We start from the raw sequence: 25,603 nt of genomic DNA on the forward strand, positions 1-25,603 counted from the left end.
CCTGAGGCCGGGCGCGCGAAGGCGCACCCCGGCCGGGATGGTGGGAAGAACGGTCAGAGAGCCGGCGGGGCCACCGACAGCACGAGCGCGCGAAGCCGCTCGCGCGCCGTCAGAAGCCCGCGGACCGTCATCAGTTCCGCCACACACCCAGGGCCGCACGCCGCCGGTGGTCCGTGCCCCGTCCCGCGCCGGCGCCGGCGCCGTAGCGCCCCGAGCGGGCGGGAAGGGCCACGGGATTCCGTACGACGGCGTCCTCGGCGGTCGTCCCGTGTGCCGCGGGCGGTACGGCGGACTCGTCCGTACGCTGCGTCAAGACGCTCGGCTCGTCCACGTCGGTGCAGGACGCCGCCCCATGAGCGGCCCGTCCGGTACAGGCGATCAGCACCACGGGCGCCGGCGCGTACCGAGGCGGCGCCGAGGAGGCCGAGGAGGCAGGGCCGTGCGCGCATCCCAGGACATGGAGCAGCGCGGTCAGTACGGCGAACAGCGCGACGAGGGACCTCGCCCCGCGCCTGCTGATCGCATGTCCGGCCGTATCGCTCACGTGACGCAGCGTATGCGATCGGTCGCCTAAAGTTCTCGTGAGGTTCTCGGGGACAGGCGCACGTTTCTGGACGATGATCAGTTCGAGAGACTGAGCCAAGAGACTGAGCCGAAAGACCGAGCCAAGAGGTGGATGCAATGAGTGTGGAGCGGCCGGCGGCCTTCGATTCGGGCGTGGCCCATCCCGCACGGGTGTACAACGTCTGGCTGGGCGGCAAGGACCACTACCCGGCCGATCAGGAGGCCGCCGAGCTGGCGGCCGCGGCCAATCCCGGAATCGTCCCCGCCGTCCGCGCCAACCGCGCGTTCCTCGGCCGGACGGTCCGTCATCTCGCGGGCGAGGTAGGGATCCGGCAGTTCCTGGACATCGGCACCGGCATTCCCGCCGCGCACAACACCCATGAGGTAGCCCAGTCCGTCGCCCCGGACTCCCGGGTCGTCTACGTGGACAACGACCGGATCGTGCTCGCCCACGCCCGTGCACTGCTCGTCGGCACGCCCGAGGGACGGACCGACTACATCGAGGCCGACGCCCGCGACGTGGAGACCATCCTCGCCGAGGCGGCGCACACGCTGGACTTCAGCCGGCCGGTGGGTCTGATGCTCGTGGCGATCCTTCAGTACATCCCGGACGCCGACGACCCGTACGGGACAGTGGCCCGCCTGCTGGACGCGCTGCCGTCGGGGAGCCATCTGGTGATCTCCCATCCGGCGTCCGACATCACCGCCGACGAGGTGGCGCAGTCGATGCGGGTCTACAACGAGCGCGCCGCCGCGCACGGCGCCGCCACGCCCCGTACCCATGACGAGGTCGCGCGGTTCTTCGACGGTACGGAGCTGCTGGAGACCGGAGTCGTATCCCTGCCGCACTGGCGGCCGGGGCCGCACGACGTGGTGTCCGACGCCATCCCGATGTGGGGCGGAGTCGCCCGCAAGCCCTAGCCACGAACCGCGAACCGCGAACCGTGAAGCGCGGACACGGCCTCGGACACGGACACGGCCCCCGGATTCCTCACGGAGTCCGGGGGCCGTCCGCAACCGCCTCGGTCGGCTTCGCTCAGCCCGTGAACTCGGCGAAGATCCGGCTGAACTCCCAGCGCTCCTGGTCGACGCCGGAGCAGGTGTCGTCGTTGGGGTAGGCACCCGGGCACGGCCGGTCGCGGTTGACCGACCAGAAGGAGAGCCGTGCCAGGTGGTGCTCCTGGGCGTAGTCCTTGATGGCCGTGAAGTCGTCGGTCGTCACGGTCTCTTCGACATCGGTGATGCCGTTCATCGAGGACAGCCCGCTGTGGCCGTACGCCTCCGCGTCGCTGTAGCCGTAGGCGTCCTTGACCGCGTTCTTGAGCCCGTCGGTGGCCTGCTTGGTCAGCTCGGCCATGTTCTGGCCCGCCCCGCCGAAGTCGAACGGCATGATCGTCCAGCCGTCGACCTCCAGACCGGAGTCGGCGGCGCGCCGGATCATGCTGCCGTCGGGGCCGGACTGGTTACTGGGGAAGGTGACGTACGTGACGAGGCCCGCGTTGTCGGCCTTGACCTGCTTCAGCGCGTCGATCGTCTTCTGCTGGACCGCCGGGTCGTTGTAGGCGTCGCCCTCGATGTCGATGTCGATCGCCTTCAGGTCATAGGCGTCGATGACCTTCTGGTACGCACCGGCCAGTGCGCCGGCGTCCGCGCACCGCTGTTCCAGCTTGGCGCCGCTCGCGCCGCCGAAGGAGGGCACGACATCGCCGCCCGCGCCGCGCACCGTGTCGACGGTCTCCTGGTCGACGCCGCCGGTGAGCGGACGGCTGCCGTCCCAGCGCGGGTCGCAGTCGCCGCTGTCCAGGACGAATGCCATCGTGAACCAGCTGACCCCGGTGGCGTTCATGACCTCGATGGGGTCCGGCGGATTTCCCCAGCCGTTGTACAGGTAGGGCGCGACGGCCTGCGGCGCCGCGGCGGGCCGTACGCCGTCAGTAGCCGTGTAGGCACCGGCCGACGCGGTGGTACCGATGGCGACGGCGGCCGCGCAGACCGCGATGGCGGATCCGCGCAGGAGGCGCCGCTTCCTGGATCGCGTTCCAGGGCGTGCTGAGGTGCTCATGTGGGGGGCCTTCCTGTGTGGGGGAGGGAAGGTGTGGAGCGGGCGGGCCGCGCGTCCGCCGACCTGACGTGGATGGCGGAGATCGCCCAACTGGCCCTGCTCCATGATTAATTCAAGGCTTGAGTTAACTCGTGAGGCAGATGAGCGTCAAGGGGGTGGATGGCTATGGCATGTATGCGTTTCCTCAAGGCGGCGACCGTCGCGCCGGCGGTCAAAACGGGAGGACATCGGTCGCCGTGATCCGTAATCTTCTCGGTGCTGTACGACGACCGAGCGGGATTCTCACGAGTTGACGGGCATGGAAAAGCACATGGAAGCTGTCGGCCGACCGATCGTCGAGCTGCTGGCCCGGTACCGCACGCAGGACTACGCCGAGGCCGCCGACGTCGGCCGCGTACGTGAACTCGCCGAGACCGCCGCCGACCCGTGGCTGCGCTCGATCCCCCTGCATGTGACGGCATCCGCCCTGATCGTGCACCCCGGGAGCGGACGGGTGCTGATGCGCTGGCACGGGCGGCAGCAGTCGTGGCTGCAGGTGGGCGGTCACGGAGACCCCGGCGAGACCGACCCCCTCGCCGTCGCGCTGCGTGAGGCGGGCGAGGAGACCGGCCTCGGCGACCTGGCGCCCTATCCGGACGCGTCAGTCGTGCAGGTGGTGATCGTGCCCGTCCCCGCCAGGGGCGACGAACCCGCGCACGAACACGCCGACCTGCGTTTCGTCCTGGCCACGGCCGAACCGGACACGGCACGCCCGGAGACGGCCGACGCGCCTCTGCGCTGGCTGACCCTGTCGGAGGCGAAGGAGGCCACGGCCGAGGACAACGTCCGCGAAGGGCTGCGACGCGTGGAGAAGCTGCTGACGGGGACACCGCGCGACTGACGGCTGGACGGGGGCGGCGCGGTCCTGTTCTCCGAACGGGCCGGTCTCACCCGGCGGTCCCGGCCGGCGGGGCGTCCGGCAGGGGCGCCAGGACGAAGACGCAGGCGGCGCTCGTGACCAGCGTGGCGGCCAGAGCCACCACACCCGCCACCGTCACCTGCAGCAGCAGCGCACCGGTGGCCGCTCCGCCGAACATGGCCAGCAGCGAACCCACCCTGCGATGCGGCTTGGCGCCGGTGCCCGCCCCGAGCACACTCTCCGCACTGAGCCCGGTGAGGGTCTGGGTGAGCACGGTCGTCGTGAGATCCCTGGGCGCCAGCAGGCGGACGGTCGCGTTCTGCAGACCGCAGCAGGCGCCGAGCAGGGCGATGACCCCGAACTTGAGCCCGCCCCCGGCCCGCAGAACCCCGGTGCCGAGCAGGACCGCCGTCAGGACGAGTCCGGCGGCCTGACCGCCGAAGGCCACGCCGAGCCAGAGCCGTGGCCGGTGGCCGAAGTTCTTGCTGAGCTGGCCGCCCAGGAACGCACCCAGCACGAAGGCCCCCATGGCCACGATCGGCGCGACCACGGGCAATCCGGAGTTGTGCGACACGGAGAACCCGAGAAAGACGACGTTGCCGGTCATGTTGGCGACGAAGACGTGTCCCAGCCGCAGATAGCTCACCGCGTCCACCAGGCCGGTCGCGAAGGTCATGACCAGCAGCGCCCCCACGGCCCACCGCCGCGACACGGGAAGATTCTCGGGCACGGGCCACCTCCCTTCCTCCGGGCTTCCCGCGGGCTTCCCCACGGATCTCTTTCCGAGGCGTACGGCCCTGCTCACACGCGGTAACCGAGTCAACACACTAGCCCCGGCGTACGCGCTCACCCGTTCTCACCAGGCGTGTCAGCGCCGGCGGTGACATCCGGCCGCGGTGCCCCGTTGCCCGGGCTCGCATGCCAGAGTGGCGCGAGCGACAACGTGAGGGGCATGGCCGCCATGCCCGGACGCAGCGGAGGAGAACACAGTGCCTGTGACGAACTGGGCCGGCAACATCACCTTCAACGCGGCACGCGTGCACACCCCTTCGTCCGTCGAGCAACTGCGGGAGATCGTCGCCGGCAGCCGTTCGGTGCGCGCGCTGGGCAGCGGCCATTCCTTCAACAGGATCGCGGACACCCGCGGCGACCTGGTCTCCGTGGCGGGGCTGCCCAAGACCGTCGAGGTCGACGAGGCGGCCGCCACGGTGACGGTCGGCGCGGGCCTGCGGTTCGCCGAGTTCACCGGCGCCGTGCACCGGGCGGGACTGGCCCTGCACAATCTCGGCTCGCTGCCGCACATCTCGGTCGCCGGAGCCTGCGCCACCGGAACGCACGGATCGGGCGTCGGCAACGGCACGCTCGCCTCGGCGGTACGCGCGCTGGAACTCGTCACCGCGGACGGCGGGACGCTGACGCTCGAACGGGGCGAGGAGGACTTCGCGGGGGCGGTGACCTCCCTGGGCGCGGCCGGCATCGTCACCCGTATGACGCTCGACCTCGTGCCGGGCTACGACATCCGGCAGTGGGTGTACGAAGGGCTCCCGTACGGGCGGCTGCGCGAGCGGTTCGACGACGTACTCTCCGCCGCCTACAGCGTGAGCCTCTTCACACGCTGGCGGACCGACGCGATAGAGCAGGTGTGGCTGAAGCAGCGGACCGGTGACGGCGATCCGGGGCCCGCGCCCGACGCCTGGCTCGGTGCCGTGCTCGCGGACGGCCCCCGGCATCCGGTGCCCGGCATGGCCCCGGAGACCTGCACGGAACAGTCCGGGGTCGCCGGGCCGTGGTACGAACGGCTGCCGCACTTCCGGCCCCAGTTCACCCCGAGCAGCGGGGAGGAGCTGCAGAGCGAGTACTTCGTCGCCCGGGAGGACGGTCTCGCGGCCTTCGACGCACTGGCCCGGATCAGGCACCGGATCGCGCCGGTCCTGCAGATCGGTGAGATCCGTACCATCGCGGCGGACGACCTGTGGCTGAGCCCGGCGTACGGACGCGACTCGGTCGCCTTCCACTTCACGTGGTTCCCGGACACCGCGGCCGTGACGCCGGTGCTGGGGGCCATCGAGGAAGCGCTCGCGCCGTTCGCCGTCCGGCCGCACTGGGGAAAGCTCTTCACGACGAGCCCGGAGCGGGCCAGAGAGCTGTACGAGCGGTACGCGGACTTCGAGAAGCTGACCGCGAGGCTCGATCCGCGGGGCACATTCCGTAACGATTTGATAGAGCGCTACTTCCCCGGCGGCCGCGGATAGCGGGGGTGTCGCGCGTAGGATGCCGGGCGTCTCAGGTTTTTGTCACGGATCGTTTACCTGGGAGATAGCCGCTTCTCAGTTTGTCTTTCTACCCTCGCGCCATGTCCAGGCCCAGGTTCTTCCCGCACGCCCTTACCTATGTCCGGCGCCGTCCGTCGCTCTGCGTCTCCGCCGCCCTGGTACTCCTCCTGGCCGGATGGGCGGTGGCGGGCGGTCTCCATGTGATCGCCCGGGGCGACTCACGGGCCGTGCCGATGCTGTCGCCTTCGCCCTCGGCCTCACCCTCGGCCCCAGCCTCACCACCGCCTTCACCCTCGCCTTCACCCTCGGAATCCGTGGGCACCATGCGGTTGGACGGAGTCGGCCAGTCGACCGAGGCGGATCCCGACCAGGTCCTGGCCGAGCGGCTGGCACCGATTCTGAAGACCACGACGGCCTCCCTGTCGGTGGCGGTGCTCGATCTGGAGAACGGCCACCAGGCGCGGTACGGCGTACGCACCGGGACGACATACGACACGGCGAGCATCGTCAAGGTCGACATCCTGGTGGCTCTGCTGCTCAAGGCGCAGGACCAGGACCGCCGGCTCACGGCGCAGGAGAAGACCTACGCGGTCTCGATGATCCGGGTGAGCGACAACGCGTCGGCGGACGCGCTGTGGAGCGCGATCGGCGGGGCGCCCGGTCTGGACGCCGCGAACCGCCGGCTCGGGCTGACCGGAACGACGGCCGGGAGCAACGGGCTGTGGGGGCTGACGCAGACCACCGCGACGGACCAGGTGGCGCTGCTGTCCGTCGTGTTCGGCGAGGACTCCGAGCTGGCCGCGGCGTCGCGGAGCTATGTGCGGGAGCTGATGGGCGGGACAGCGGAGGGCCAGGACTGGGGTGTGTCGGCCGCGGGCACGGCCCCGGAGCTGAAGAACGGCTGGCTGCCGCGGACCGCGACCGGTCTGTGGGACATCAACAGCGTCGGGCGGATATCGGTGGACGGGCACAGCTGTCTGCTGGCGGTGCTGTCGGGAGGCAGCGTCAGTAAGCAGGCCGGGGTCTCGCTGGTGGAGAAGGCGGCGAAGGCGGCGGCCGCGGTGATTTCGGCCTAAGGTTGGCGGATTTACGTCGGAATGATCCTCGTATCCGTACCTCGCGGACCGCGGAAATGCGGCAGGCTGGTCGCGTGAGCGCGAACTCGGACGAGGCAGCAGACGAGGTATTCGACGATGCGGCGGCCAGACGGCTGCTGGAGCTGGGACAGCGTGAGGAGGCGCTGCGACGTAAGTATCCGGTGGACGGGCCTGTCTGGGAGCGCATGTCGGTCTCGCACTACACGGCGTACGCCGCGATGCTGCACGAGGACCGGGGCTGGCGGCAGCTCTTTCCGGCCGTTCCCGCCGAGGACGAGGCGCGGATGGATCTCCGCGACGTACTGCGCGTACGAGCCGCGGACGGGGGAGAGTTAGGCCCGCGCTTCGCACGCGCCGCCGATGCGGTCGCGCACGGCGAGGATCAGGTGATCATCGGCGGGGATGTGTACCGCATGGTGCGGGTCGAGCAGACGATCATCATGACCGGCCATGGCCCACAGCCACCGCAGCCGCGGGACCAGGAGTTTCCCGAAGTGCTCGACGAGCGTCCCGGGCCCAGAGGGCCGGGGCTGGCACTCGACGAATAGGGCGCCGGACACGCTTTGACCGGGTCATGCCCGGCGTGCCACCACCAGGACGCAGCGGGGGGTGCCGTCGGGCAGGTGGCCGAGGTCCGTCAGTGGGCGGAGCCCGGTCGTGAACCCTGCCCGGGCCAGTTCGTCCAGTACATCCGCAAGCCGGAACGTGCGGTAGTACATGACGAAGCTCGGGTGCCACAGCAGATTGCGCAGACGCATCGCCGTGTCGAATCCCCAGAGCGTCCAGTAGAGCTTCGAGCCGACCCGGGGCGGGGCCGGGACCGGAAAGACGAACCGGCCGCCCGGCCGGAGCGCCGCGTGCGCCTGGGCGAACAGCGCGGGCAGCTCACGGGGGAGGAAATGACCGAACGCCCCGAAGCTCACGGCCAGATCGAAGGCCGGTGCGAAGGGGAGGGCGCGCGCGTCGGCCCGTACCCAGTCCACCACCGGTGCGCCCGGGACAGCCGGGAAGGCGGACCTCGCGGCGGCCAGCATGCCCGCGCTGAAGTCGACGCCGGTGACCCGCTCCTCGCACAGCTGCCGCAGCACCCCCACGCCGGCGCCGGTCCCGCAGCAGATGTCGAGCCCCGTACGGAACGGCCCGAGCGGCCGGACAGCGCTTACCACCGCGTCCAGCAGATGGTCAGGCGTCCGGAACGGCGTCCGGTCGAATTTCGGAGCCAGCAGGTCATAGCCGTGCTCGATGGACGAGAGCGCCTGCACGGCGAGTTCGCGAAGGGTCGGGCCCTGAGGGGTGAACATCAATGATCAGAGTAACGACTTAACCGGACGCGTCGACGTGGCCCTGCCCGAGCCGTCGGCGGTCTCAGGAGACGCTGACCCACCTGGTCCTGCCGCGCGTGGTGTGGTCCCCCGCCGAGCAGCCTTCATGAGATCGCAATGCTGTGATCTCGACAGATACCCCCCTGAAGTGCGACTCTCCCGCCATGCGCCTCACCGCCCGGAGCCTTCTCCCCGCCCTGTTCGTCATCGCCCTCACCGCCGCCACGGGCTGCGCCCCGCAGGAGACGTCGTCCACCGACACGTCGTCCGCCGGCGCTTCGGCCGCCGCGTCGTCCTGCGACAAGGGCGGGCCGGCCACCCAGGTGAAGGGGAAGCTGACGGTCGGGACGGACAAACCGGCCTACGCGCCCTGGTTCGTGGACGACGATCCGGCGAGCGGCAAGGGCTTCGAGTCCGCCGTCGCGTACTCCGTCGCCAAGGCCCTCGGCTACGAGAAGGACCAGGTCGTCTGGCAGACCGTGCCGTTCAACAACGCGTTCGCGCCCGGTGAGAAGAACTTCGACTTCGACATCAACCAGGTCTCCATCAGCGCCGAGCGCAAGCAGGCCGTCGACTTCTCCTCCGGCTACTACGAGGTCCGCCAGGCCGTCGTCGCGCTGAAGAAGTCCCCGTACGCCAAGGCCACGAGCGGCGCGGACCTCAAGGGGGCCAAGCTCGGCGCCCAGGTCGGCACCACCAGCCTCGACACGATCAACGAGGTCATCAAGCCGTCCCAGCGGCCCGCCGTCTTCCAGAAGAACGACTTCGCCAAGTCCGCCCTGCGCAACGGCCAGGTGGACGCCATCGTCGTCGACCTGCCCACCGCCTTCTACATCACCTCGGCCGAGGTGCCGGACGCGCGGATCGTCGGCCAGTTCGCCGATGCCGGCAGCGCCGCCGAGCAGTTCGGACTCGTCCTCGACAAGGGCAGCGCGCTCACGGCCTGCGTCACCCGGGCCGTCGACGGGCTGCGCGAGGACGGCACCCTCGCCGCCCTGGAGAAGCAGTGGCTGTCCGACGCCGTGGACGCCCCGGTGCTCAAGTGACCTCGGAGACCGTCCACGAGCGGAAGGACGCGGGCAGGGACGAGGACGCGTACACACCGTCGGCGCGGCGGATCGAACGGGAGCGGTACAAACGCGTCCGCGCCCGCCGTGCCACCGCGGTCGCCGCGCTCTCCACCCTGGTGACGGGCGTCGTGCTGTTCCTCGTCATCACCGGCTCTCCCGGCTGGCAGCGCACCCGCGAGACCTTCTTCAGCGCCGAGTACGCCCGCATGGCGCTGCCCCAGGTCCTCGACGGCCTGCTGCTCAATCTGCGGCTGCTCGCGGTCTGCGGAGTGTGCGTCCTCCTGCTCGGACTGCTGCTGGCCGTCGCCCGTACCCTGCGCGGCCCGGTCTTCTTCCCCGTCCGCGCGCTGGCCACCGCGTACACCGACTTCTTCCGTGGGCTGCCCCTGATCATCTGCCTGTTGATGGTCGTCTTCGGGGTGCCGGCGCTGCGCCTGCAAGGCGTCACCACCGATCCTGTGCTGCTCGGCGGCACCGCCCTCGTCCTGACCTACTCCGCGTACGTCGCCGAGGTCTTCCGGGCCGGCATCGAGTCCGTACACCCCTCCCAGCGGGCGGCGGCCCGTTCGCTCGGGCTGTCCAGCGCCAAGACGCTGCGGTACGTCGTCCTTCCACAGGCGGTACGGCGCGTGGTGCCGCCGCTGCTCAACGACCTGGTGTCGCTGCAGAAGGACACCGGCCTCGTCTCCATCGCCGGCGCCGTCGACGCCGTCTACGCGGCCCAGATCATCGCCGGAAAGTACTTCAACTACACGCCGTACGTCGTCGCGGGCCTCGTCTTCGTCGCACTGACGATCCCGATGACCCGCTTCACCGACTGGGTCACGGCCCGGATGGACCGCCGGCGCGCGCAGGGAGGAACCGTATGACGGCCGACCACATCCCTCCGAAGGCCGGCGACGCGCCCGTGCTGCGCCTGGACTCCGTACGCAAGACCTTCGGACGGGACCGGGTCGTCCTGCGGGACGTCACCCTCGACGTGGCACCGCACACCGTGACCGCGCTGATCGGCGCCTCGGGCTCCGGTAAGTCGACCCTGCTGCGCTGCGCCAATCTGCTGGAGGAGATCGACGACGGGGCGATCTTCCTCGACGGCGAGGAGATCACCGATCCGCGGGCCGACCCCGACGCGGTGCGCCGCCGCATCGGCGTCGTCTTCCAGTCGTACAACCTCTTCCCGCACATGACCGTCCTGCAGAACATCACCCTCGCCCCGCGCCGGGTCCTCGGCGTCCCGCGCGAGGAGGCGGAGGAACGGGCCCGCGAACTGCTCGTCCGCCTCGGCCTCGGCGACAAGGCGGCGGAGTACCCGGACCGGCTCAGCGGCGGCCAGCAGCAGCGCGCCGCGATCGTACGGGCCCTCGCGGTGCGCCCGCGGCTGCTGCTCCTCGACGAGATCACCGCGGCGCTCGACCCCGAACTGGTCGGTGAGGTGCTGTCGGTCGTACGGGACCTCAAGGGCGAGGGGATGACGATGGTGCTGGCCACGCACGAGATGAGCTTCGCCCGCGAGGTCGCGGACCAGGTGTGCTTCCTGGACGGCGGTGTCGTGCTGGAGCGGGGCACGCCCCAGCAGGTGTTCGGCGACCCGCGGCAGGAACGTACGCGGCGGTTCCTGCGGCGGATCGTCGAGGCGGGCAGGCTGTGACCCGGCCGGGCGTCTCAGCGTCGCGCCCCCAGCCGCACCGGCAGCGTCGCTGAGCTGTTCGAGAACAGCGAGGGCACCGGGATCAGTTCGTCCGGGTCGACGGCGAGCGCGAGGTCCGGGGGTCCTGAACCCGGCGGGGGGTGAAGGTCTGGGTGACCAGGGTGCGCAGCCTGCGGTGCTCCTGGCCGTCGGCCGTCACCATATCGGTGACCTTCACCATGCCGATGAGCGGCCGGCCGTCCGCTGTCTCGCCACGGACGATGGCGTTCCAGTGGGGATCCGGGCCGGACGGCTCATGAGGCGGCGCCCGCTCTCTCCGCGGCGCGCATCGCGCCGAGGCTTGTCACATAGGCGACAAGGCCGATCAGCGCGTCCACCGACGGGATGTGTTCCCGCGCGTCGCACGTCACCACGGACGTCTGCTCCGGCGCCACGGCCGCGCCGGCGCTGACGCGCGTGACGGGGAGCACCGACGCGGCCAACGCGGCGAGGGTGACCAGCAGAGCCGCCGGCCAGAGCAACTGCCCCCGGCGGGACCGGGGGGCGGGCGCGGGGGAACGTGCCATGGAGAACCTTCGAGTTGTCTGAAAATCATGGTCCGGCGGACTGTCGCCCGGGGTGGTCACGGGAAGCGGAGCCGGTGCGGTGCTGGTACGACGGCCAGGTGTGGGGGCGTCGGGCGGCGGGCTCCATCCGCCCCGCCGCGGCCATGCACCTTGATCATGTAATGAACTACCTCTTCACCGGGGGTTGTTGGGGGATCGTATATCCGGCAGTCATATCCGGAAGTCGGTTCCCGGCCACGCCGCGGTCACCCCCGCGGCGCACGGCCGGGTCGTACCCGGTGAGGCATGACGGGTGATTCGTGGGGCAGCGGAGAGTCGTGTTCACTTACGGTGAGACCCTGTCGGGGCCCCGCGGCGAGGGCCCCACGGTGCCCGCGCGTGCGGGAAGCGGGGCCTTCGTACACGGCGAAATGGGCGGCCAGTGGTTCTGAAGACGTTCAGGTGGGCGTTCCTCGTCACCGCGCTCGGCCTGGCGGCCGGGGGCCTCTACGACGGATGGGCCGCCTTGGGGATCGTCGCGGTCCTGGCCGTCCTCGAGATCTCGTTGTCCTTCGACAACGCGGTGATCAACGCCGGAATCCTGAAGAAGATGAGCGCCTTCTGGCAGACGATCTTCCTCACGATCGGCGTGCTGATCGCGGTCTTCGGGATGAGGCTCGTCTTTCCCGTCCTGATCGTCTCCCTCACCGCCAAGATCGGCCCCGTCAAGGCGGTGGAGCTGGCCCTGAACGACAAGGAGCGCTATCAGCAGCTGGTGACCGACGCGCACCCGTCGATCGCCGCCTTCGGCGGTATCTTCCTGCTGATGATCTTCCTCAACTTCGTCTTCGAGGACCGGGAGATCAAGTGGCAGGCCTGGCTGGAGCGGCCACTGGCCAAGCTCGGCAAGGTGGACATGCTCGCGGTCTGCATCGCGCTCATCGTGCTGCTCATCGCGGCCATGACGGTCGCCACCCATGCCCATCAGCACGGCGGCCAACACGCCGACAAGGCCCAGACGGTGCTGACCGCCGGGCTCGCCGGCCTCATCACCTATCTGATCGTCGGCGGTCTCTCCAGCTTCTTCGAGAACCGGCTCGAAGCGGAGGAGGAACGCGAAGAGGCGGAGGAACGCGCGGAGAGGGCCGCCGGCAGGAACGGCTCCGGGGCCGCCCTCACCGGCAAGGCGGCGTTCTTCATGTTCCTCTACCTGGAGGTCATCGACGCGTCGTTCTCGTTCGACGGTGTCATCGGTGCCTTCGCCATCACCAACGACATCGTGCTCATGGTCCTCGGTCTCGGCATCGGCGCCATGTACGTCCGGTCGCTCACGGTCTACCTGGTCCGGCAGGGAACCCTCGACGACTACGTCTACCTGGAGCACGGCGCGCACTACGCGATCGGCGCGCTCGCCGTGATCCTGCTGGTCACCATCCAGTACCAGGTCAGCGAGATCATCACCGGACTGGTCGGCGTCGTCCTGATCGGCTGGTCCTTCTGGTCCTCGGTCCGCCGCAACCGCCGCGAAGACCGGCCGGACACGTCCTGAGGCGTGCCGTCAGCCGGTGGTGATGGTGAACAGACCGCCGTCGGGATCGCGGAGGGTGGCCTCACGCCCGGTGGCGGAGGTGGCCGGGGAAAGGACGACGGTGCCTCCGGCGGCGCTCGCGGCCTTGACGGAGGCGTCCACGTCCGGCACATGGAAGGACACATGCCAGCGGGGCCGGATCTGCGGGTCGGGCGCGCTCTCCACCGCTCCGCCGCGCAGCGCGGCGACCGTGTGCGAATCGTCGCGTACCAGCACCTGCCCGTCCTCGTAATGGACCTCGCAGCTGTCCTTCTCGTCCGAACCCCAGGTGAGGACCTCGGCGTAGAAGATGGCGGCGGCGAACGCGTCCCGGGTACGCAGCTCCAGCCGGGCGGGCCCGCTGCCCAGCCCCACCGACCAGCCCGGGATGATCCGTCCCTCCCAGAGGCCGAACACGGCGCCGTCCGGGTCGGCGGCGAGCGTGGCCCGGCCCGTGTTCATGCTGAGGGGCCCCACGGCGACGGTGGCACCCCGCTCGCGTACCCGGGCGGCGCTCGCGTCCGCGTCGTCGACGGCGAAGTACGGAGTCCACGCGACCGCGGCCTGGAGGCTGGGAGCCAGCGCCCCGATGCCGGCGACCGGCGATCCGTCGGCGAGCGCGACGGTGAAGTCCTCGCCCAGGGACGTGGGCCGGAAGGTCCAGCCCAGCGCCGTGCCGTAGAAGTCCTGGGCGGCCTGGAGGTCACGGGCCATCAGACTCACCCAGCACGGGGCCCCGGATACGGACTGACGTGACGCCGACATGGCTCTGGACCACTCCATTCTTCCTGGTGGGGCCGCCCTGGCCGCCGCTCTCCATACTTCACCCCACCGTGCCGCTCCGCGCGCCGGTACGCGTGTGGCCCGTGCGGGACGCCTCAGGCCCGGGCCTGGGGGAGCATCCCGGCGCGCAGCCGGGTGAGGATGCGGGTGAGCAGCCGGGACGCGTGCATCTGGGAGATGCCGAGCGCGGCGCCGATCTCGGCCTGCGTCATCTCCGCCCCGAAGCGCATCGCCAGGATGCGGCGGTCGCGGTCGCCCAGTTGGGCCAGCAGGGGCTTGAGGACGTGCAGGTTCTCCACGGCTTCGATCGCCGGGTCCTCCTCGCCGAACCGGTCCGCGTACGCGGAGCCCTCGCTGTCCCCGGGGCGGCCGGGCAGATCCAGGGATCCCGCGGTGTGGCCGTTGCCGGCCTTGATCGCCTCACCGACCTGCTCGCCGCTGAGCCCGAGGTGCTCCGCGAGTTCGGCGTGGGTCGGCTCGTGGTCCAGGCGCTGGGAGAGCTCGGTGGTGGCCGCGGTGAGGGCGACGGCCCGCTCCTGCAGTGCGCGGGGGACATGCACCGCCCAGCCGTTGTCGCGGAAGTGCCGCTTGATCTCACCGGTGATGTAGGGGACGGCGAAGGTCGCGAACTCCACCTCGCGCGAGAGGTCGAAGCGGTCGATGGCTTTGATGAGACCGATCGTCCCGACCTGGACGATGTCCTCCATGCCCTCGTGCCGGCGGCGGAACCTGCGCGCCGCGAACCGCACCAGCGTCAGGTTCAGTTCGACGAGGGTGTTGCGCGTGTACTGGTGCGCGTACGTGCCCTCCTCCAGGCCGCGCATCCGGTCGAGCAGCACCCTGGACAGCGCCTTCACATCGGTCGGCGCCGCCTCGGCCGGCCCGGTCACCGCCCCGTGTGACATCCGCGTCTCCTCCGCATGGCCGTGATCATCCGCGCCCGCCCGCCCCGGGCGACCATGTTCACGCCGACAACGTCCCCATCCCGGCCAAGGACCACCCGGGTGGGTGCACACCGGCACGCGGCGGTGGCGCTGACCCGGATCCTCAGCCCATCGCGCGGTCGAGGTTGATCGCCGAGCTGATCAGGGCGAGATGCGTGAACGCCTGCGGGAAGTTGCCCAGATGCTCGCCGGTCAGCCCGATCTGCTCGGCGTACAGGCCGACATGGTTGGCGTAGGTGAACATCTTCTCCAGTGCCAGCCGCGCCTGCTCCACCTCGCCGGTGCGGGCGAGCGCCTCCACCCACCAGAACGAGCAGATGGAGAACGTGCCCTCGGTGCCGTCCAGGCCGTCCGGGGCCTGCTCGGGGTCGTACCGGAACACCAGGCTGTCCATCACGAGCCGGCCGGCGATGGCGTCGACGGTGGACCGGAACCGCGGGTCGACCGGTGAGACGAACTTGACCATGGGCATCAGCAGCAGGGAGGCGTCCAGGATGCACTCCGGATGGTGGTCGGCGTCAGCGGAGAGACGCTGTACGAAGGTGCGGGCCCGCGGATCCCAGCCACGCGCCATGATCTCGTGGTAGATCTTGTCGCGCGTGGCGCCCCAGCGGTTCAGATCGCCCGGCAGACCGCGCTGGCGGGCCATCCTGATCATGCGCTCGAACGCGACCCAGCACATGAGCCGCGAATAGGTGTGGTGCTGCTCCCCCGCCCGGGTCTCCCAGATGCTCTGGTCGGCGCTGTCCCAGTTCTCCAGCAGCCATTCCAGGATGGCGCACAGGTCGATCCAGCTCTCGTGCGAGATGCCCACGCCGTACTTGTTGAACAGATAGACCGAGTCGATCAGCTCACCGTAGATGTCCAGCTGGCGCTGGCCGCTGGCGTTGTTGCCGGTACGCACCGGATGCGAGCCCCGGTAGCCCTCCAGGTGCCCGAGTGTCTCCTCGGGAAGACTGGCGTGCCCGTCGATCGAGTACACGACGTGGAGCGGGCCGTCGTCGCGGTCGGTCGCGGCGCGCAGCCGCTCGGTCAGCCAGTCCATGAACCCCTGCGCCTCCTGCGTGAATCCCAGCCGCAGCAGTGCGTACAAGGAGAACGCGGCGTCCCGGATCCACACGTACCGGTAGTCCCAGTTGCGCGCGCCGCCGACCTGCTCGGGCAGCCCGAGCGTCGGCGCGGCGACGATGGCGCCGCTCGGCTCATGGGTCAGCAGCTTGAGGGTCAGCGCGGAGCGGTGGACCGTCTCGCGCCAGCGGCCGGTGTACGTGGACTGGCTCAGCCAGCGACGCCAGAAGACCACGGTGGCCTCGAAGAGCTCTTCCGCGGCGGCCGCCTCGTCCGTGCCCGCGCCTGTCCCCGAGGCGGGGTCCTCGTCCTCGCCGTCCGTCTCGAGGACGAACAGCGCGGTCTCGCCCTCGGTGAGGTCGAACTCCGCGTGGGCGTCGGCGTCGTCGAGGTCCAGATCGATCGAGGACCGCACGGAGAGCGTGAGCGTCTCGCTGGCGAACCGCACGCCTTGCGGCATCCGCTCCAGCCGGTGCCGCTCGCGGCCGTAGTCCATCCTCGGCGCGATCCGCACCGCCAGGCGCATCCGGCCACGCACATTGACCACCCGGCGCACCAGGCGCTGCCGGTGCCGCGGGTCCTGTTCTCGCAGGACCGGCATGAAGTCCTGGACCTCCACGATGCCGTCGGCGGTGAGCATTCGGGTGATCAGGATGTTCGTGTCGGGGAAGTAGAACTGATTGCGGGTGGCGACCTGACACACCGGCACGATCTCCCAGAAGCCGCCGCGGTCCGTGTCGAGCAGCGATCCGAAGACGCTGGGGGAGTCGAAACGGGGAGCGCAGAACCAGTCGATGCGACCGTCGGTACCCACCAGCGCGGCGGTACGCAGATCCCCGATCAGCCCGTGCTCGGCGATGGGCAGATAGTCCTCACGCTGCTCGTCACGCTCGCGCTCGCCCTGTGTCGGATCGCAGGGTTCGGTGGTGTCCTGATCGTGGTCGTTCATCCTTTCGAGTCTCGCTCACCGGACGGAGACGCGCATGTCGGTGCGGGCCTCCCGCCACGGGCGTCACGGGCGGTGGACGCGCAGGGCCTCGACCTCGTACGACATGGCTGTCACGCCGCGCTCCGGCGCCGGGTGGTACCGGCCGGCGCAGACGGAGAGATTCACGATGAGGTAGGCGTGCCAGTCACGGCCCACGCCCTTGGTGTCGGCGAAGGCGCGGACGCCGTTGACCCACCAGACGACTGACCTCGCCCCGAACTCGACCTTCAGGTCCAGCCACGCACCGGGCCGGATCGACGCGTCGGTGTAGTAGCTCCCGCTGCCGTTCACATGATTCGACAATTCCAGCAGGTTCGGGTTGTCGGGGTGGTACTCGAAGACATCGATCTCGTTCCTGCCGTCCCGCCAGGTCCAGATGGCGGGCCAGGCCCCCATCTCGGTGGGCAGCAGTACGCGGGCTTCGAGGATGTCGCCGGCGCGGACGGTGAATTCCTCGGCGCTGCCTTCGGTGGTGAGCAGACCGGTGTTCCACTTGCCGTCGGGACGGCGGGACGCCCGGAAGACACCGCTGCGGCTGTATTCGGCGTCGGGCACGAGATAGTCGAGCTTGTTGTCCCCGGGATTGACCGGACCGCCGCCCGGATACGCCCATGAGCGGCCGGCGACCCACTGTTCCGGCGACGAGAAGTCGGCCGTGAAGCAGGGCTCCCCGCTCGGCACCGGCGGACCGCCGGGCGTTGGCACGGTCGGTGCCGGCACGGTTGGCGTCGGCACGGTCGGTGTGGGCCTGGGCCTGGGCCGGAGCTTCTGTGTGAGCCACTCCAGCAGCTCGGATCCGCGGTGGCTCATGGCGTCCCTCTTCCCCGAGGCTGAGGACATCTCGTGGCGGACGGGCCCTCGGCTTCCCAAGGAAGTCCGGATCCGCCGCTGTTGGACAGGCTAGGGAGGCATGCCCGGCCCCGGGGCCGACGCGCCGTCCCTCATCCGGCTGACACCCGAACGAGTGAAGCCCGTCAGCTGTCGGCCGCTCGGGGAGAGGCGCTCCGCGGTGCCTGCCGTCGCACCCGGGCGAGCATGAGGACGGAGGCCACCGCGGCGAGGGCGCACCAGGTGGAGACGAACTCCAGCCGCCAGAGCGCCGCGCAGAGTAGGGCTCCGGCCGCGACCACCACGCCCAGCAGCCGTACCGGGGGATCGCCCCCGAGGAGCAGCGAGCCGATGGTGGCGAGGAGATAGCCCGCGACGATCAGCGGGACGATCAGCGGGGCGTCCGGCAGATCGAGGGCGTAGCCGACGGTGTGACTGCGGACGTCAGCCGTCACCGTCCCGGTGGCGAGGCAGTACGCGAGGGCCGCGGCGGTGACGAGCCCGGCGACGGCCGGCACCACCAGCCGGCGCCGCGCCCGTGGCGGCGCGGCGAGCAGCACACCGAACGGCACCCACACCGCCAGCACGGGCAGAGCGATGACGGCCCAGGCCAGGGTGGCGGGGCCGGTGCCCCCGCCGGAACGCCACACCACGGATTCGACGATCTGGTGAGCTCCGAGGAGCAGCGGCAGCGCGGCGAGGGGCAGATCGCGGGCCTGGCGCCGCCGCACCACGCACGCCACACAGGCCACACCGATCGCGGCGATACCGGCGCCCGCCACGAGATCGGCCGTCGCACTCCAGCACATGACGCCATCCAGAGCACCCGGTAGTCACGAATCGTCGGTCGACGCATGTCACCGTACGGGGCCCGATCTGATTCTGCCGTCCTGACACGGAGAAATCTGTTGTGGCCGCAGTAGACATGCGGCGCTGACGTGGTTAGAGTTTCTCGTGTAGCCAACGAAGTCAGTGATCGCGGCAGAGACGTACCGGCACGAGCGGTGCACGGCACGGCAGTGGAGTTCTGGGGCCATGAGGTGATGGAGGTCCCCGGGCTGATTGCCGGGCCGGACGGCCCCAGGGCCGCCGAGTGGCACCGCGAGAGAAACGCAGGGTACGGACCAGCCGGAACACCCGGAGATCACCAGATCAGAGAGGAGTGGAACACCATCAGGATGGTCCGAGCGGGTTGCAGTCCGCTCGGGTACCGCAGGTCCCGGATTGGCAGGTGGTTTACCGTCACGCATCCGCGATCCCCGCACCTCCCACCCCTCGGGCGGACGTGCGGAAACAGACAGCCGGCGCACAGAGCCGGTAGATGGTGTTGAACCCCTCGGGGCCCTGGTGCCATACGGCACCGGGGCCCCTCGATGCGTCCCAAGAAGAGGTGCAAGTGCCCCCAGATACCCAACCGCGCGCCACCGACCGTTTTGACGATGATGACTATCCCGCCTACACCATGGGCCGGGCCGCGGAGATGATCGGCGCCACGCCCGCCTTCCTCCGGGCCATCGGCGAAGCCCGTCTGATCACCCCGTTGCGCTCCGCCGGCGGCCACCGCCGCTACTCCCGGTACCAGCTGCGCGTCGCCGCCCGGGTCCGCGAACTCGTCGACCAGGGCACCCCGGTCGACGCCGCCTGCCGCATCGTCATCCTCGAAGACCAACTCGAAGAAGCCCTGCGGCTCAACGAGACGCTGCGCGACGCCCCCGCCGAGCCGGGAGGGACCGGCACCGGTCCGTGACATCCGAGCACCGGAAGTGAATATCTATTGCCGCTGGTGCAGAAATTGACTCCATGCGTGGTGAGAATTTATGGCCTGACAGGCAGAGCGATAACACCTGCCGTGCCCGGCCGCTTGCACCGTGCTACTGTTGATCTCAGTTGCAGTTGTGGTTCCCAAAGACTTCAAGTGCTCTCGTCGGCGTTCGGTGTCGATGAGCGCGCTTTTGTATTTCCGGTGCTTTCTTCCGGACGGGATAATCATGCGGCGATGCGGGGTTCGCACAGTGCGGACCTCCGGGCAATGCCCCGAAGGAGATCAGACATGGCCAGTGGCACCGTTAAGTGGTTCAACGCGGAAAAGGGTTTCGGCTTCATCGAGCAGGACGGTGGCGGCGCTGACGTCTTCGCCCACTACTCGAACATCGCCGCCTCCGGCTTCCGTGAGCTGCAGGAGGGCCAGAAGGTGAACTTCGACGTCACGCAGGGCCAGAAGGGCCCGCAGGCCGAGAACATCGTTCCCGCCTGACGCTGAACCGTACAACGTAGCTGGGGCCCGCTCCTTGGGATGCGGGCCCCAGCTACGTTGCTTTTTGTATGGCGTATTTATTCGGCTCGATCTTGCGATTCTTTGTGCGGTTGTTCCTGCCAGGAATTCTCGATACGTGCCGCATCGAGAAAGGTTCTCAGTGAACCGCACAGCACGCACGAACGACCGTTATTCCCGCACTCGCACTGGCGGGTCCGCCGGCTCTGGCGGCTACGGGGGCTCCGGTGGCTCCGGCAGGGGTGGCCGCTTCGGCGCCCAGGCCTCGGGCCGCTCGGCTGGACAGGGCCGTTCGGGAGCCCCCGGCCGCTCCGGTGGCAACGGGGGCCGGTCCGGCGGCAACAGCCGTCGCCCCGCCGCGCTCCAGGGAGAGTTCGCTCTTCCGGTCACCATCACTCCGGCCCTGCCCGCCGTCGCGTCTTTCGCCGAACTGGGCCTGCCGCCCGAGCTGCTGAAGATGCTCACCAGCCTCGGTGTGAACGAGCCGTTCCCGATTCAGGCGGCGACGTTGCCGAATTCGTTGGCGGGCCGGGATGTGCTGGGGCGGGGGCGTACGGGGTCGGGTAAGACGTTGGCTTTCGGGTTGGGTCTGCTGGTCCGTACGGCGGGGCAGCGTGCGCAGCCGAGGCAGCCGGTGGCGCTGGTGCTGGTTCCGACGCGGGAGCTGGCGCAGCAGGTCACTGACGCGCTGACGCCGTATGCGCGGTCGTTGAAGTTGCGGCTGGCGACGGTGGTGGGTGGTATGTCGATCGGGCGGCAGGCCAGTGTGCTGCGTGGCGGGGCCGAGATTGTCGTGGCGACGCCGGGGCGGCTGAAGGATCTCATCGAGCGGGGTGACTGCCGGCTGGACCGGGTTGCCATCACGGTGCTGGACGAGGCCGATCAGATGGCGGACATGGGTTTCATGCCGCAGGTCACGGCCCTGCTCGACCAGGTGCGGCCGGAGGGGCAGCGGATGCTGTTCTCGGCCACCCTCGACCGTAATGTCGACCTGTTGGTGCGCCGTTACCTGCACGACCCGGTGGTCCATTCGGTCGATCCGTCCGCGGGTGCTGTGACCACGATGGAGCACCATGTGCTGCATGTGCACGGCGCGGACAAGTACGCGACGACGACCGAGATCGCGGCCCGTGACGGCCGGGTCCTCATGTTCCTGGACACCAAGCACGCCGTCGACCGGCTCACCGAGCACCTGCTGAACAGCGGGGTACGGGCCGCTGCGCTGCACGGCGGCAAGTCCCAGCCCCAGCGCACCCGGACGCTGGCCCAGTTCAAGACGGGTCATGTCACAGTGCTGGTGGCCACCAATGTCGCGGCCCGGGGCATTCACGTCGACAACCTGGACCTCGTGGTCAACGTCGACCCGCCCAGCGACCACAAGGACTACCTGCACCGCGGCGGCCGCACCGCCCGCGCCGGCGAGTCCGGCAGTGTCGTCACGTTGGTCCTGCCCAACCAGCGCCGCGACATGAGCCGTCTGATGGCCGACGCCGGGATCACCCCGCAGACCACCCAGGTCCGCTCCGGCGAGGCCGAACTCAGCCGCATCACCGGCGCCCAGGCCCCCACCGGAGTCCCCGTCACCATCAGCGCACCGGTCACCGAACGCCCCAAGCGCGGTGCCTCCTCGGCCCGTGGCCGCGGGCGGGCCGGCCAGTCCCGCCGGTCCTCCGCCTCGTCCCAGGCGCGTACCGCCGCCGCGCAGCGTCAGTCCCCCCGCAGCAGCGCGGCCTGACCAAGGAGACGAACGAGCCCCGGTACCAGCTGGTACCGGGGCGGGACGAGAGGCTCGGAACGGTCGGCGGCGGACGGACTCAGCCGTCGGAGTAGCTGAAGTCTCCTACCGTCCAGGCGCCCACATCCTCGATGGCGATGCGGTACATCCCACCGGTCTCGGGAATGCCGACACTTCCCTGGAGGATCCTCGCGACATGGAAATGCAGATGGGTGGGCGGCTCACTCCGCTGTCGCACGTGAGGGTCTGAGCCGGCCGACATGAAGATGGCGGAGAACGGTCCGAGACGCTCCGAATCCTCCAGCACCTCGGCGACTCGCTGCCTCCATACGGTCTCCGGCGCCAACCGTCCAGTGATGACGGCACCTTGGACGACCACGGTGAGGGACATCTGATTGCATTGCTCGGACTCCACCGTGGTGGCGATGTCAACAAGCAGATCATCAGGCTTCGACATGGGCGCCGACTCTACTACGCGGGCAGGGCCGTACGTGGTCGTGGGAAGCTCCGCCCTGACGGGGCGACAGTCCCCGGCCCCGGTCAATCGCGTGCGAGAGTCCCGAGGAGCGCTGACGCGGTCTCGAGCGGGCTGAGGGTCGCGGCGGTGGCCGGGACGGGGGCGGCGTGGCAGGTGAAGCCGAGGCGGGTCAGCGCCCTGGTCACCTCACCGGAGGTGAAATCGCGGCGGTCCTGCCGGGTGATCACTTCGCCCACCTGCTTGACGGGGTAGAGCCGGCGGCCAATGGCAACGGACTCACCCGTGATGGGTTCGGGCTTGATGCCCTTCATCGACTGCTGCACCTCGCTCTTGACCAGCTCGAAGGGGAAGCGGGCGATGACGCAGCGCATAGTGCCTCGGTGGGAAGAAGGGGAAATCCTGAAACCTCAGCATCCCACACGATGCCTCGGTCGGGAAGCCGGGTGTTTCCGCCGGGCGCCCATAAAAGGCCGCCCATAAGTGCTGTCGTGATTGGTGCTGCCGGAAATCAAGGAGCATTTACCGCCTGGCTTTCAGGGAAGCCGCCGCGAGAAGGTGATCTGCTCCAGGTGGTAGTAGCTGGCCACGCAGGAGGCCGGCCAGGGCTTGCGTCCGTTGGCGCCGAACGGTTCTCCCATCCCCCTGATCGACAGCGGTGTGTACGGGAGGACCCGCGCGCCGTCCGCCGCCCGCGCACGCAGCCACTGATCCTGGTGATCCCATTTCTGGGCCCGTACGCGCATGTCGTCCCCCAGCTGCCCCAGGGGGGCCACGAGTCCGGCGCACACGATGGCGCACGCCGCCGCGCCGGCCGCCGTCGCCACGCCCGTACGCCTCCCGCGCCGTCGCAGCGCACGCCCCAGCAGGGCGCCGGCGCCCATGAGCAGCACGACGTACAGCAGGAGGTAGTCGTTCCAGGTCCGCGTCGCTGTCACCACCCGTGAGCCGAACATGGGGTACGTGATGACCGTGCACAGATAGCCGGCGGCGAGGAAGGTGAGGGCGCCGACGGCGGCCAGGAAGAGAGGCCGGCACGGGAGCAGGAGCGACGCGCGCGGTGCCCGGCTCCTGGCCAGCAGACCCAGCAGCACCCCTGCCGCCACCGCCCCGGCGTACTGCCAGGTCATGAGGAGGCTCTCCAGGATGTCCGTGAACGCGCGCAGTGATGCCGTCAGTGACTCGGGCGCGAACATCGACGTGGTCTGCGCGCCGTAGCGTTCGCGGCGGTTGCGCGACCCCGGGGACGTGAGCAGGACAAGCGTCCCGATACCGACCCCGGCGACCCCGGTCAGACACCAGGCACGCGCGAAGCCCCGTACCCGCGGGGTGAAGATTCCGCGGCTGATCAGAAGAACGGCCGAGAGCACCACCAGGGTGACCACCGACGCTTCCTCGGAGAGCGTGCCGATGAAGGCCCCGACGACGAGCGCGGCGGTGAGAGCGGCGATCCGTCCCCCGCGTGACCGCGCCCACAGCAGGGGAATCGCCGCGGCGCAGGCCAGTACGGGCGCCGCGGTGTGCGACACGGAGGAGGCGGGCCAGTAGAAGGTCTTGTACGTGTTGGGGGTCGCGAAGAGGAAGACCGCCGTCATCATGGACGCCACGAGCAGGGGGATCCCGCGCGGCGCCGTCCGGCCGGCCATGCGCAGCAGCCGGACGGTCACGGCCCACAGCAGGCCCAGCATGACCACACCACTGATCACACCGAACCACTGGTGGCCCGCGACCCCGAACTTCGCGTACACCCCGACCAGCAGGCCGTTGCCGAGGCGTCCGTTGTCCGCGTAGTAGAACTTCTCGATCAGCCCCGAGATGCCGGTGTCCCGCACGCTGGGCAGGAAGCACCACTCGTCGGCGCTGGGGCGGACATGACGGCCGAGCCACGAGGCCATGCCGAGAAGCCCGAGCGGCAGGAGCGAGAGGCACACCGGCCAGAACGCCGTCCACGCGCGTACGGATCCCCGGTGGCCGTTCCCGCCCGGCCGGGCTCGCTCGCCCGGCTGTCTCGGGATGGTGACGCTCGATGCGCCCGCGGCCATGTGCACCACTGCCTTTCGGTTTGGTTCGAACCGGCCTCGGCGGCCGCGCCGGAGGTGATGGCCCACCGCGCGAGCAGGAACGAGAGCGGTGTGACGAGCACACCGGCGGCGACGGCGGCGACGTTCTCGTCCACGCCCAGCCTGCTGACGGTGATCTGGAGCAGGACCCCGGAGGCCACGAGATTGACCGCGCCCGACAGGGGATACCGGGCGAAGGCACGCCAGGTCGGCCGCGTCCGGCACGTGATGTACGAGTTCAGCAGGAACGATCCCGTAATGCTCACCAGGTATCCCAGTACATGGGCGGCCAGATAAGGGATCCAGACATTTATCGAGGCATAGACCGCGAAGTAGACAGCTGTGTTGGCGACGCCGATCACCGTGAAACCGGCGAACTGGCGCAGTGTGCGGGACCTCATGGCTCCGAACGCGCCTGCGCGACGGTCGTCGATGACGGGCCGCCGGCCGGGAAGGCCGCGCGGGTCTCATTCGTTTCGCGGACCACATAATGAGGGCGCCGTTTCGCCTCGTGATAGATCCGTCCCACGTATTCCCCGATGATGCCGAGCGTGGCGAGCTGAATTCCGCTGAGCGCCACGACGGCGGTCATCAGCGTGGTGTAGCCCGGTGCGTCTACCCCGTTCAGCGCGACGTTCATGATGATCCAGAGGGCGTAGACGAGCGCCGACAGGAAGAGACAGAGGCCGGTGTGGATCGCCAGGCGCAACGGCCGGCTGTTGAACGAGAGCAGTCCGTCGATTCCGTAGTTGAGGAGGTTTCTGCCGCCCCACTTGGAATGCCCGGCCGCCCGCTGGACATTGCGGTAGGTGAAGCTGGCCGTGTCGAAACCGATCCAGGAGAAGATTCCCTTGGAGAACCTGTTGCTCTCGGGCAGCGACAGCACACTGTTCACCGCGCGGCGCGACAGCAGTCTGAAGTCTCCGGCCCCGTCGACGACATGGACCTCCATGCAGCGGCGGACCAGCCGGTAGTAGGCCAGGCTGAGCGCCGTACGCAGGGCGTTTTCGCCCGCGCGGTCGCGCTGGGCGATCACCTGGTCGTAGCCGTGCCGGTGCAACTCCAGCATGCGGGGGACGAGTTCGGGAGGGTGCTGCAGATCGGCGTCCATGAGGACCACCGCGTCGCCCCGGGACATACGGAGCCCCGCGAGCATCGCGGCTTCCTTGCCGAAATTACGGCTGAAGGAGGTGTAGCGGACTCGCGGATCCATTCTGGCGAGATCGCTCAGATGGCCTCTGGTCCGGTCGTTGCTTCCGTCGTCGACGTAGCAGATCTCAAATGTCTGCCGGGTTGGTTCGAGGGCGGTGATCAAAGCTTTGTGGAAGGTCCTGATCACCTCGCTCTCGTTGAAACACGGTACGACAACCGAAACCTGAAGCATTGTCATCTCACTCCACGCGA

The 25,603-nt window shown here is 69.5% G+C and carries 26 protein-coding genes and 2 pseudogenes; 12 read left to right on the forward strand and 16 right to left on the reverse strand.

All coding sequences use genetic code 11. The features are described 5' to 3' along the window. Positions 1 to 130: 130 nt before the first annotated feature. On the reverse strand, positions 131 to 544 hold the full coding sequence (locus ACFVWW_RS23560) for a hypothetical protein (protein WP_384192503.1): 414 nt from the start codon (positions 542 to 544) through the stop codon (positions 131 to 133). A gap of 137 nt (positions 545 to 681) precedes the next feature. Here ACFVWW_RS23560 and ACFVWW_RS23565 point away from each other — a divergent pair, with 137 nt between their 5' ends. Next, complete coding sequence (locus ACFVWW_RS23565) at positions 682 to 1,485, forward strand: SAM-dependent methyltransferase (RefSeq protein ID WP_384192500.1); 804 nt, start codon at positions 682 to 684, stop codon at positions 1,483 to 1,485. Positions 1,486 to 1,600: 115 nt separating this feature from the next. Here ACFVWW_RS23565 and ACFVWW_RS23570 read toward each other — a convergent pair whose 3' ends face one another. Beyond that, positions 1,601 to 2,626 carry a chitinase gene (locus ACFVWW_RS23570; RefSeq protein WP_386879328.1) on the reverse strand — a complete coding sequence of 342 codons (1,026 nt, stop codon included), beginning with the start codon at positions 2,624 to 2,626 and terminating at the stop codon, positions 1,601 to 1,603. Between the two features lie 310 nt (positions 2,627 to 2,936). Between ACFVWW_RS23570 and ACFVWW_RS23575 the strand changes: the two genes are divergently transcribed. Next, positions 2,937 to 3,506, forward strand: a complete 570-nt coding sequence (locus tag ACFVWW_RS23575) for an NUDIX hydrolase (protein WP_386879327.1) — start codon at positions 2,937 to 2,939, stop codon at positions 3,504 to 3,506. A gap of 46 nt (positions 3,507 to 3,552) precedes the next feature. On the opposite strand, the gene ACFVWW_RS23580 is transcribed toward ACFVWW_RS23575, so the two are convergent. Continuing rightward, positions 3,553 to 4,254: a YoaK family protein gene (locus ACFVWW_RS23580; RefSeq protein WP_384192493.1), complete on the reverse strand. Its 702-nt coding sequence runs from the start codon at positions 4,252 to 4,254 to the stop codon at positions 3,553 to 3,555. 259 nt (positions 4,255 to 4,513) lie between these two features. Here ACFVWW_RS23580 and ACFVWW_RS23585 point away from each other — a divergent pair, with 259 nt between their 5' ends. The 3 genes from ACFVWW_RS23585 (at position 4,514) to ACFVWW_RS23595 (ending at position 7,442) form a co-directional block, all read left to right on the forward strand. Further along, positions 4,514 to 5,776 carry an FAD-binding protein gene (locus tag ACFVWW_RS23585; protein ID WP_386879326.1) on the forward strand — a complete coding sequence of 421 codons (1,263 nt, stop codon included), beginning with the start codon at positions 4,514 to 4,516 and terminating at the stop codon, positions 5,774 to 5,776. Between the two features lie 101 nt (positions 5,777 to 5,877). Then, positions 5,878 to 6,873 (forward strand): hypothetical protein, encoded by a 996-nt coding sequence (locus tag ACFVWW_RS23590; protein WP_386879325.1) that lies wholly within the window; start codon positions 5,878 to 5,880, stop codon positions 6,871 to 6,873. A gap of 74 nt (positions 6,874 to 6,947) precedes the next feature. Next, complete coding sequence (locus ACFVWW_RS23595; protein WP_384192486.1) at positions 6,948 to 7,442, forward strand: DUF5954 family protein; 495 nt, start codon at positions 6,948 to 6,950, stop codon at positions 7,440 to 7,442. A 24-nt stretch (positions 7,443 to 7,466) separates the two neighbouring features. Here ACFVWW_RS23595 and ACFVWW_RS23600 read toward each other — a convergent pair whose 3' ends face one another. Beyond that, positions 7,467 to 8,195, reverse strand: a complete 729-nt coding sequence (locus ACFVWW_RS23600) for a class I SAM-dependent methyltransferase (protein ID WP_384192483.1) — start codon at positions 8,193 to 8,195, stop codon at positions 7,467 to 7,469. A 185-nt stretch (positions 8,196 to 8,380) separates the two neighbouring features. Between ACFVWW_RS23600 and ACFVWW_RS23605 the strand changes: the two genes are divergently transcribed. Genes ACFVWW_RS23605 through ACFVWW_RS23615 form a run of 3 tightly spaced genes read left to right on the forward strand, consistent with a single transcriptional unit; the run spans position 8,381 to position 10,934 of the window. Next, positions 8,381 to 9,262: an ABC transporter substrate-binding protein gene (locus ACFVWW_RS23605; RefSeq protein ID WP_386879324.1), complete on the forward strand. Its 882-nt coding sequence runs from the start codon at positions 8,381 to 8,383 to the stop codon at positions 9,260 to 9,262. Next, positions 9,259 to 10,155, forward strand: coding sequence for an amino acid ABC transporter permease (locus tag ACFVWW_RS23610; protein ID WP_384192479.1), 897 nt, complete (start codon positions 9,259 to 9,261; stop codon positions 10,153 to 10,155). The genes ACFVWW_RS23605 and ACFVWW_RS23610 overlap by 4 nt, the downstream gene beginning before the upstream one ends. Beyond that, complete coding sequence (locus tag ACFVWW_RS23615) at positions 10,152 to 10,934, forward strand: amino acid ABC transporter ATP-binding protein (protein WP_384192476.1); 783 nt, start codon at positions 10,152 to 10,154, stop codon at positions 10,932 to 10,934. The genes ACFVWW_RS23610 and ACFVWW_RS23615 overlap by 4 nt, the downstream gene beginning before the upstream one ends. Positions 10,935 to 11,049: 115 nt before the next feature. On the opposite strand, the pseudogene ACFVWW_RS23620 reads toward ACFVWW_RS23615, so the two are convergent. Next, a pseudogene (locus ACFVWW_RS23620) lies at positions 11,050 to 11,208 on the reverse strand (cytochrome P450); the annotation flags it as partial. Positions 11,209 to 11,227: 19 nt separating this feature from the next. Next, positions 11,228 to 11,500, reverse strand: coding sequence for a hypothetical protein (locus tag ACFVWW_RS23625; protein WP_386879323.1), 273 nt, complete (start codon positions 11,498 to 11,500; stop codon positions 11,228 to 11,230). Positions 11,501 to 11,921: 421 nt separating this feature from the next. On the opposite strand from ACFVWW_RS23625, the gene ACFVWW_RS23630 reads away from it, so the two are divergent. Beyond that, positions 11,922 to 13,028 (forward strand): DUF475 domain-containing protein, encoded by a 1,107-nt coding sequence (locus tag ACFVWW_RS23630; RefSeq protein ID WP_384192472.1) that lies wholly within the window; start codon positions 11,922 to 11,924, stop codon positions 13,026 to 13,028. Between the two features lie 9 nt (positions 13,029 to 13,037). Here the strand turns inward: ACFVWW_RS23630 and ACFVWW_RS23635 are convergent, their stop codons facing one another. The 5 genes from ACFVWW_RS23635 to ACFVWW_RS23655 all read right to left on the reverse strand — a co-directional run bounded on the left by ACFVWW_RS23635 (position 13,038) and on the right by ACFVWW_RS23655 (position 18,466). Beyond that, a complete protein-coding gene (locus tag ACFVWW_RS23635) occupies positions 13,038 to 13,760 on the reverse strand; it encodes a VOC family protein (RefSeq protein ID WP_384192469.1) in 723 nt (240 codons plus the stop codon). A 164-nt stretch (positions 13,761 to 13,924) separates the two neighbouring features. Continuing rightward, positions 13,925 to 14,734, reverse strand: coding sequence for a SigB/SigF/SigG family RNA polymerase sigma factor (locus tag ACFVWW_RS23640; RefSeq protein ID WP_384192466.1), 810 nt, complete (start codon positions 14,732 to 14,734; stop codon positions 13,925 to 13,927). Between the two features lie 142 nt (positions 14,735 to 14,876). Next, positions 14,877 to 16,790, reverse strand: a complete 1,914-nt coding sequence (locus ACFVWW_RS23645) for a glycoside hydrolase family 15 protein (RefSeq protein WP_384192464.1) — start codon at positions 16,788 to 16,790, stop codon at positions 14,877 to 14,879. A 63-nt stretch (positions 16,791 to 16,853) separates the two neighbouring features. After that, positions 16,854 to 17,639: a beta-glucanase gene (locus ACFVWW_RS23650; protein WP_384329957.1), complete on the reverse strand. Its 786-nt coding sequence runs from the start codon at positions 17,637 to 17,639 to the stop codon at positions 16,854 to 16,856. A 164-nt stretch (positions 17,640 to 17,803) separates the two neighbouring features. Then, a complete protein-coding gene (locus tag ACFVWW_RS23655; RefSeq protein WP_386879322.1) occupies positions 17,804 to 18,466 on the reverse strand; it encodes a DUF6629 family protein in 663 nt (220 codons plus the stop codon). Between the two features lie 587 nt (positions 18,467 to 19,053). Here ACFVWW_RS23655 and ACFVWW_RS23660 point away from each other — a divergent pair. From ACFVWW_RS23660 to ACFVWW_RS23670, 3 genes are all read left to right on the forward strand, one after another. Beyond that, positions 19,054 to 19,404: a MerR family transcriptional regulator gene (locus tag ACFVWW_RS23660; RefSeq protein ID WP_384192456.1), complete on the forward strand. Its 351-nt coding sequence runs from the start codon at positions 19,054 to 19,056 to the stop codon at positions 19,402 to 19,404. A gap of 303 nt (positions 19,405 to 19,707) precedes the next feature. Further along, positions 19,708 to 19,911: a cold-shock protein gene (locus ACFVWW_RS23665; RefSeq protein ID WP_033176054.1), complete on the forward strand. Its 204-nt coding sequence runs from the start codon at positions 19,708 to 19,710 to the stop codon at positions 19,909 to 19,911. Positions 19,912 to 20,071: 160 nt separating this feature from the next. After that, positions 20,072 to 21,664, forward strand: a complete 1,593-nt coding sequence (locus ACFVWW_RS23670) for a DEAD/DEAH box helicase (RefSeq protein WP_386879321.1) — start codon at positions 20,072 to 20,074, stop codon at positions 21,662 to 21,664. Positions 21,665 to 21,743: 79 nt separating this feature from the next. On the opposite strand, the gene ACFVWW_RS23675 is transcribed toward ACFVWW_RS23670, so the two are convergent. The 5 genes and pseudogenes from ACFVWW_RS23675 to ACFVWW_RS23695 form a co-directional block, all read right to left on the reverse strand. After that, a complete protein-coding gene (locus tag ACFVWW_RS23675) occupies positions 21,744 to 22,121 on the reverse strand; it encodes a hypothetical protein (RefSeq protein WP_384193444.1) in 378 nt (125 codons plus the stop codon). A gap of 83 nt (positions 22,122 to 22,204) precedes the next feature. Beyond that, a complete protein-coding gene (locus ACFVWW_RS23680; RefSeq protein ID WP_384193442.1) occupies positions 22,205 to 22,513 on the reverse strand; it encodes an SCO5918 family protein in 309 nt (102 codons plus the stop codon). Positions 22,514 to 22,675: 162 nt separating this feature from the next. Continuing rightward, positions 22,676 to 24,181, reverse strand: a complete 1,506-nt coding sequence (locus tag ACFVWW_RS23685; RefSeq protein WP_386879320.1) for a DUF6056 family protein — start codon at positions 24,179 to 24,181, stop codon at positions 22,676 to 22,678. A gap of 116 nt (positions 24,182 to 24,297) precedes the next feature. Further along, positions 24,298 to 24,600: pseudogene (locus tag ACFVWW_RS23690) on the reverse strand (GtrA family protein); the annotation flags it as partial. Continuing rightward, positions 24,597 to 25,589, reverse strand: coding sequence for a glycosyltransferase family 2 protein (locus tag ACFVWW_RS23695; protein WP_384193437.1), 993 nt, complete (start codon positions 25,587 to 25,589; stop codon positions 24,597 to 24,599). The pseudogene ACFVWW_RS23690 and the gene ACFVWW_RS23695, both read right to left, overlap by 4 nt. Positions 25,590 to 25,603: the final 14 nt, after the last annotated feature.

Source organism: Streptomyces sp. NPDC058198 (genome assembly GCF_042882605.1).
GTDB lineage: Bacteria > Actinomycetota > Actinomycetes > Streptomycetales > Streptomycetaceae > Streptomyces.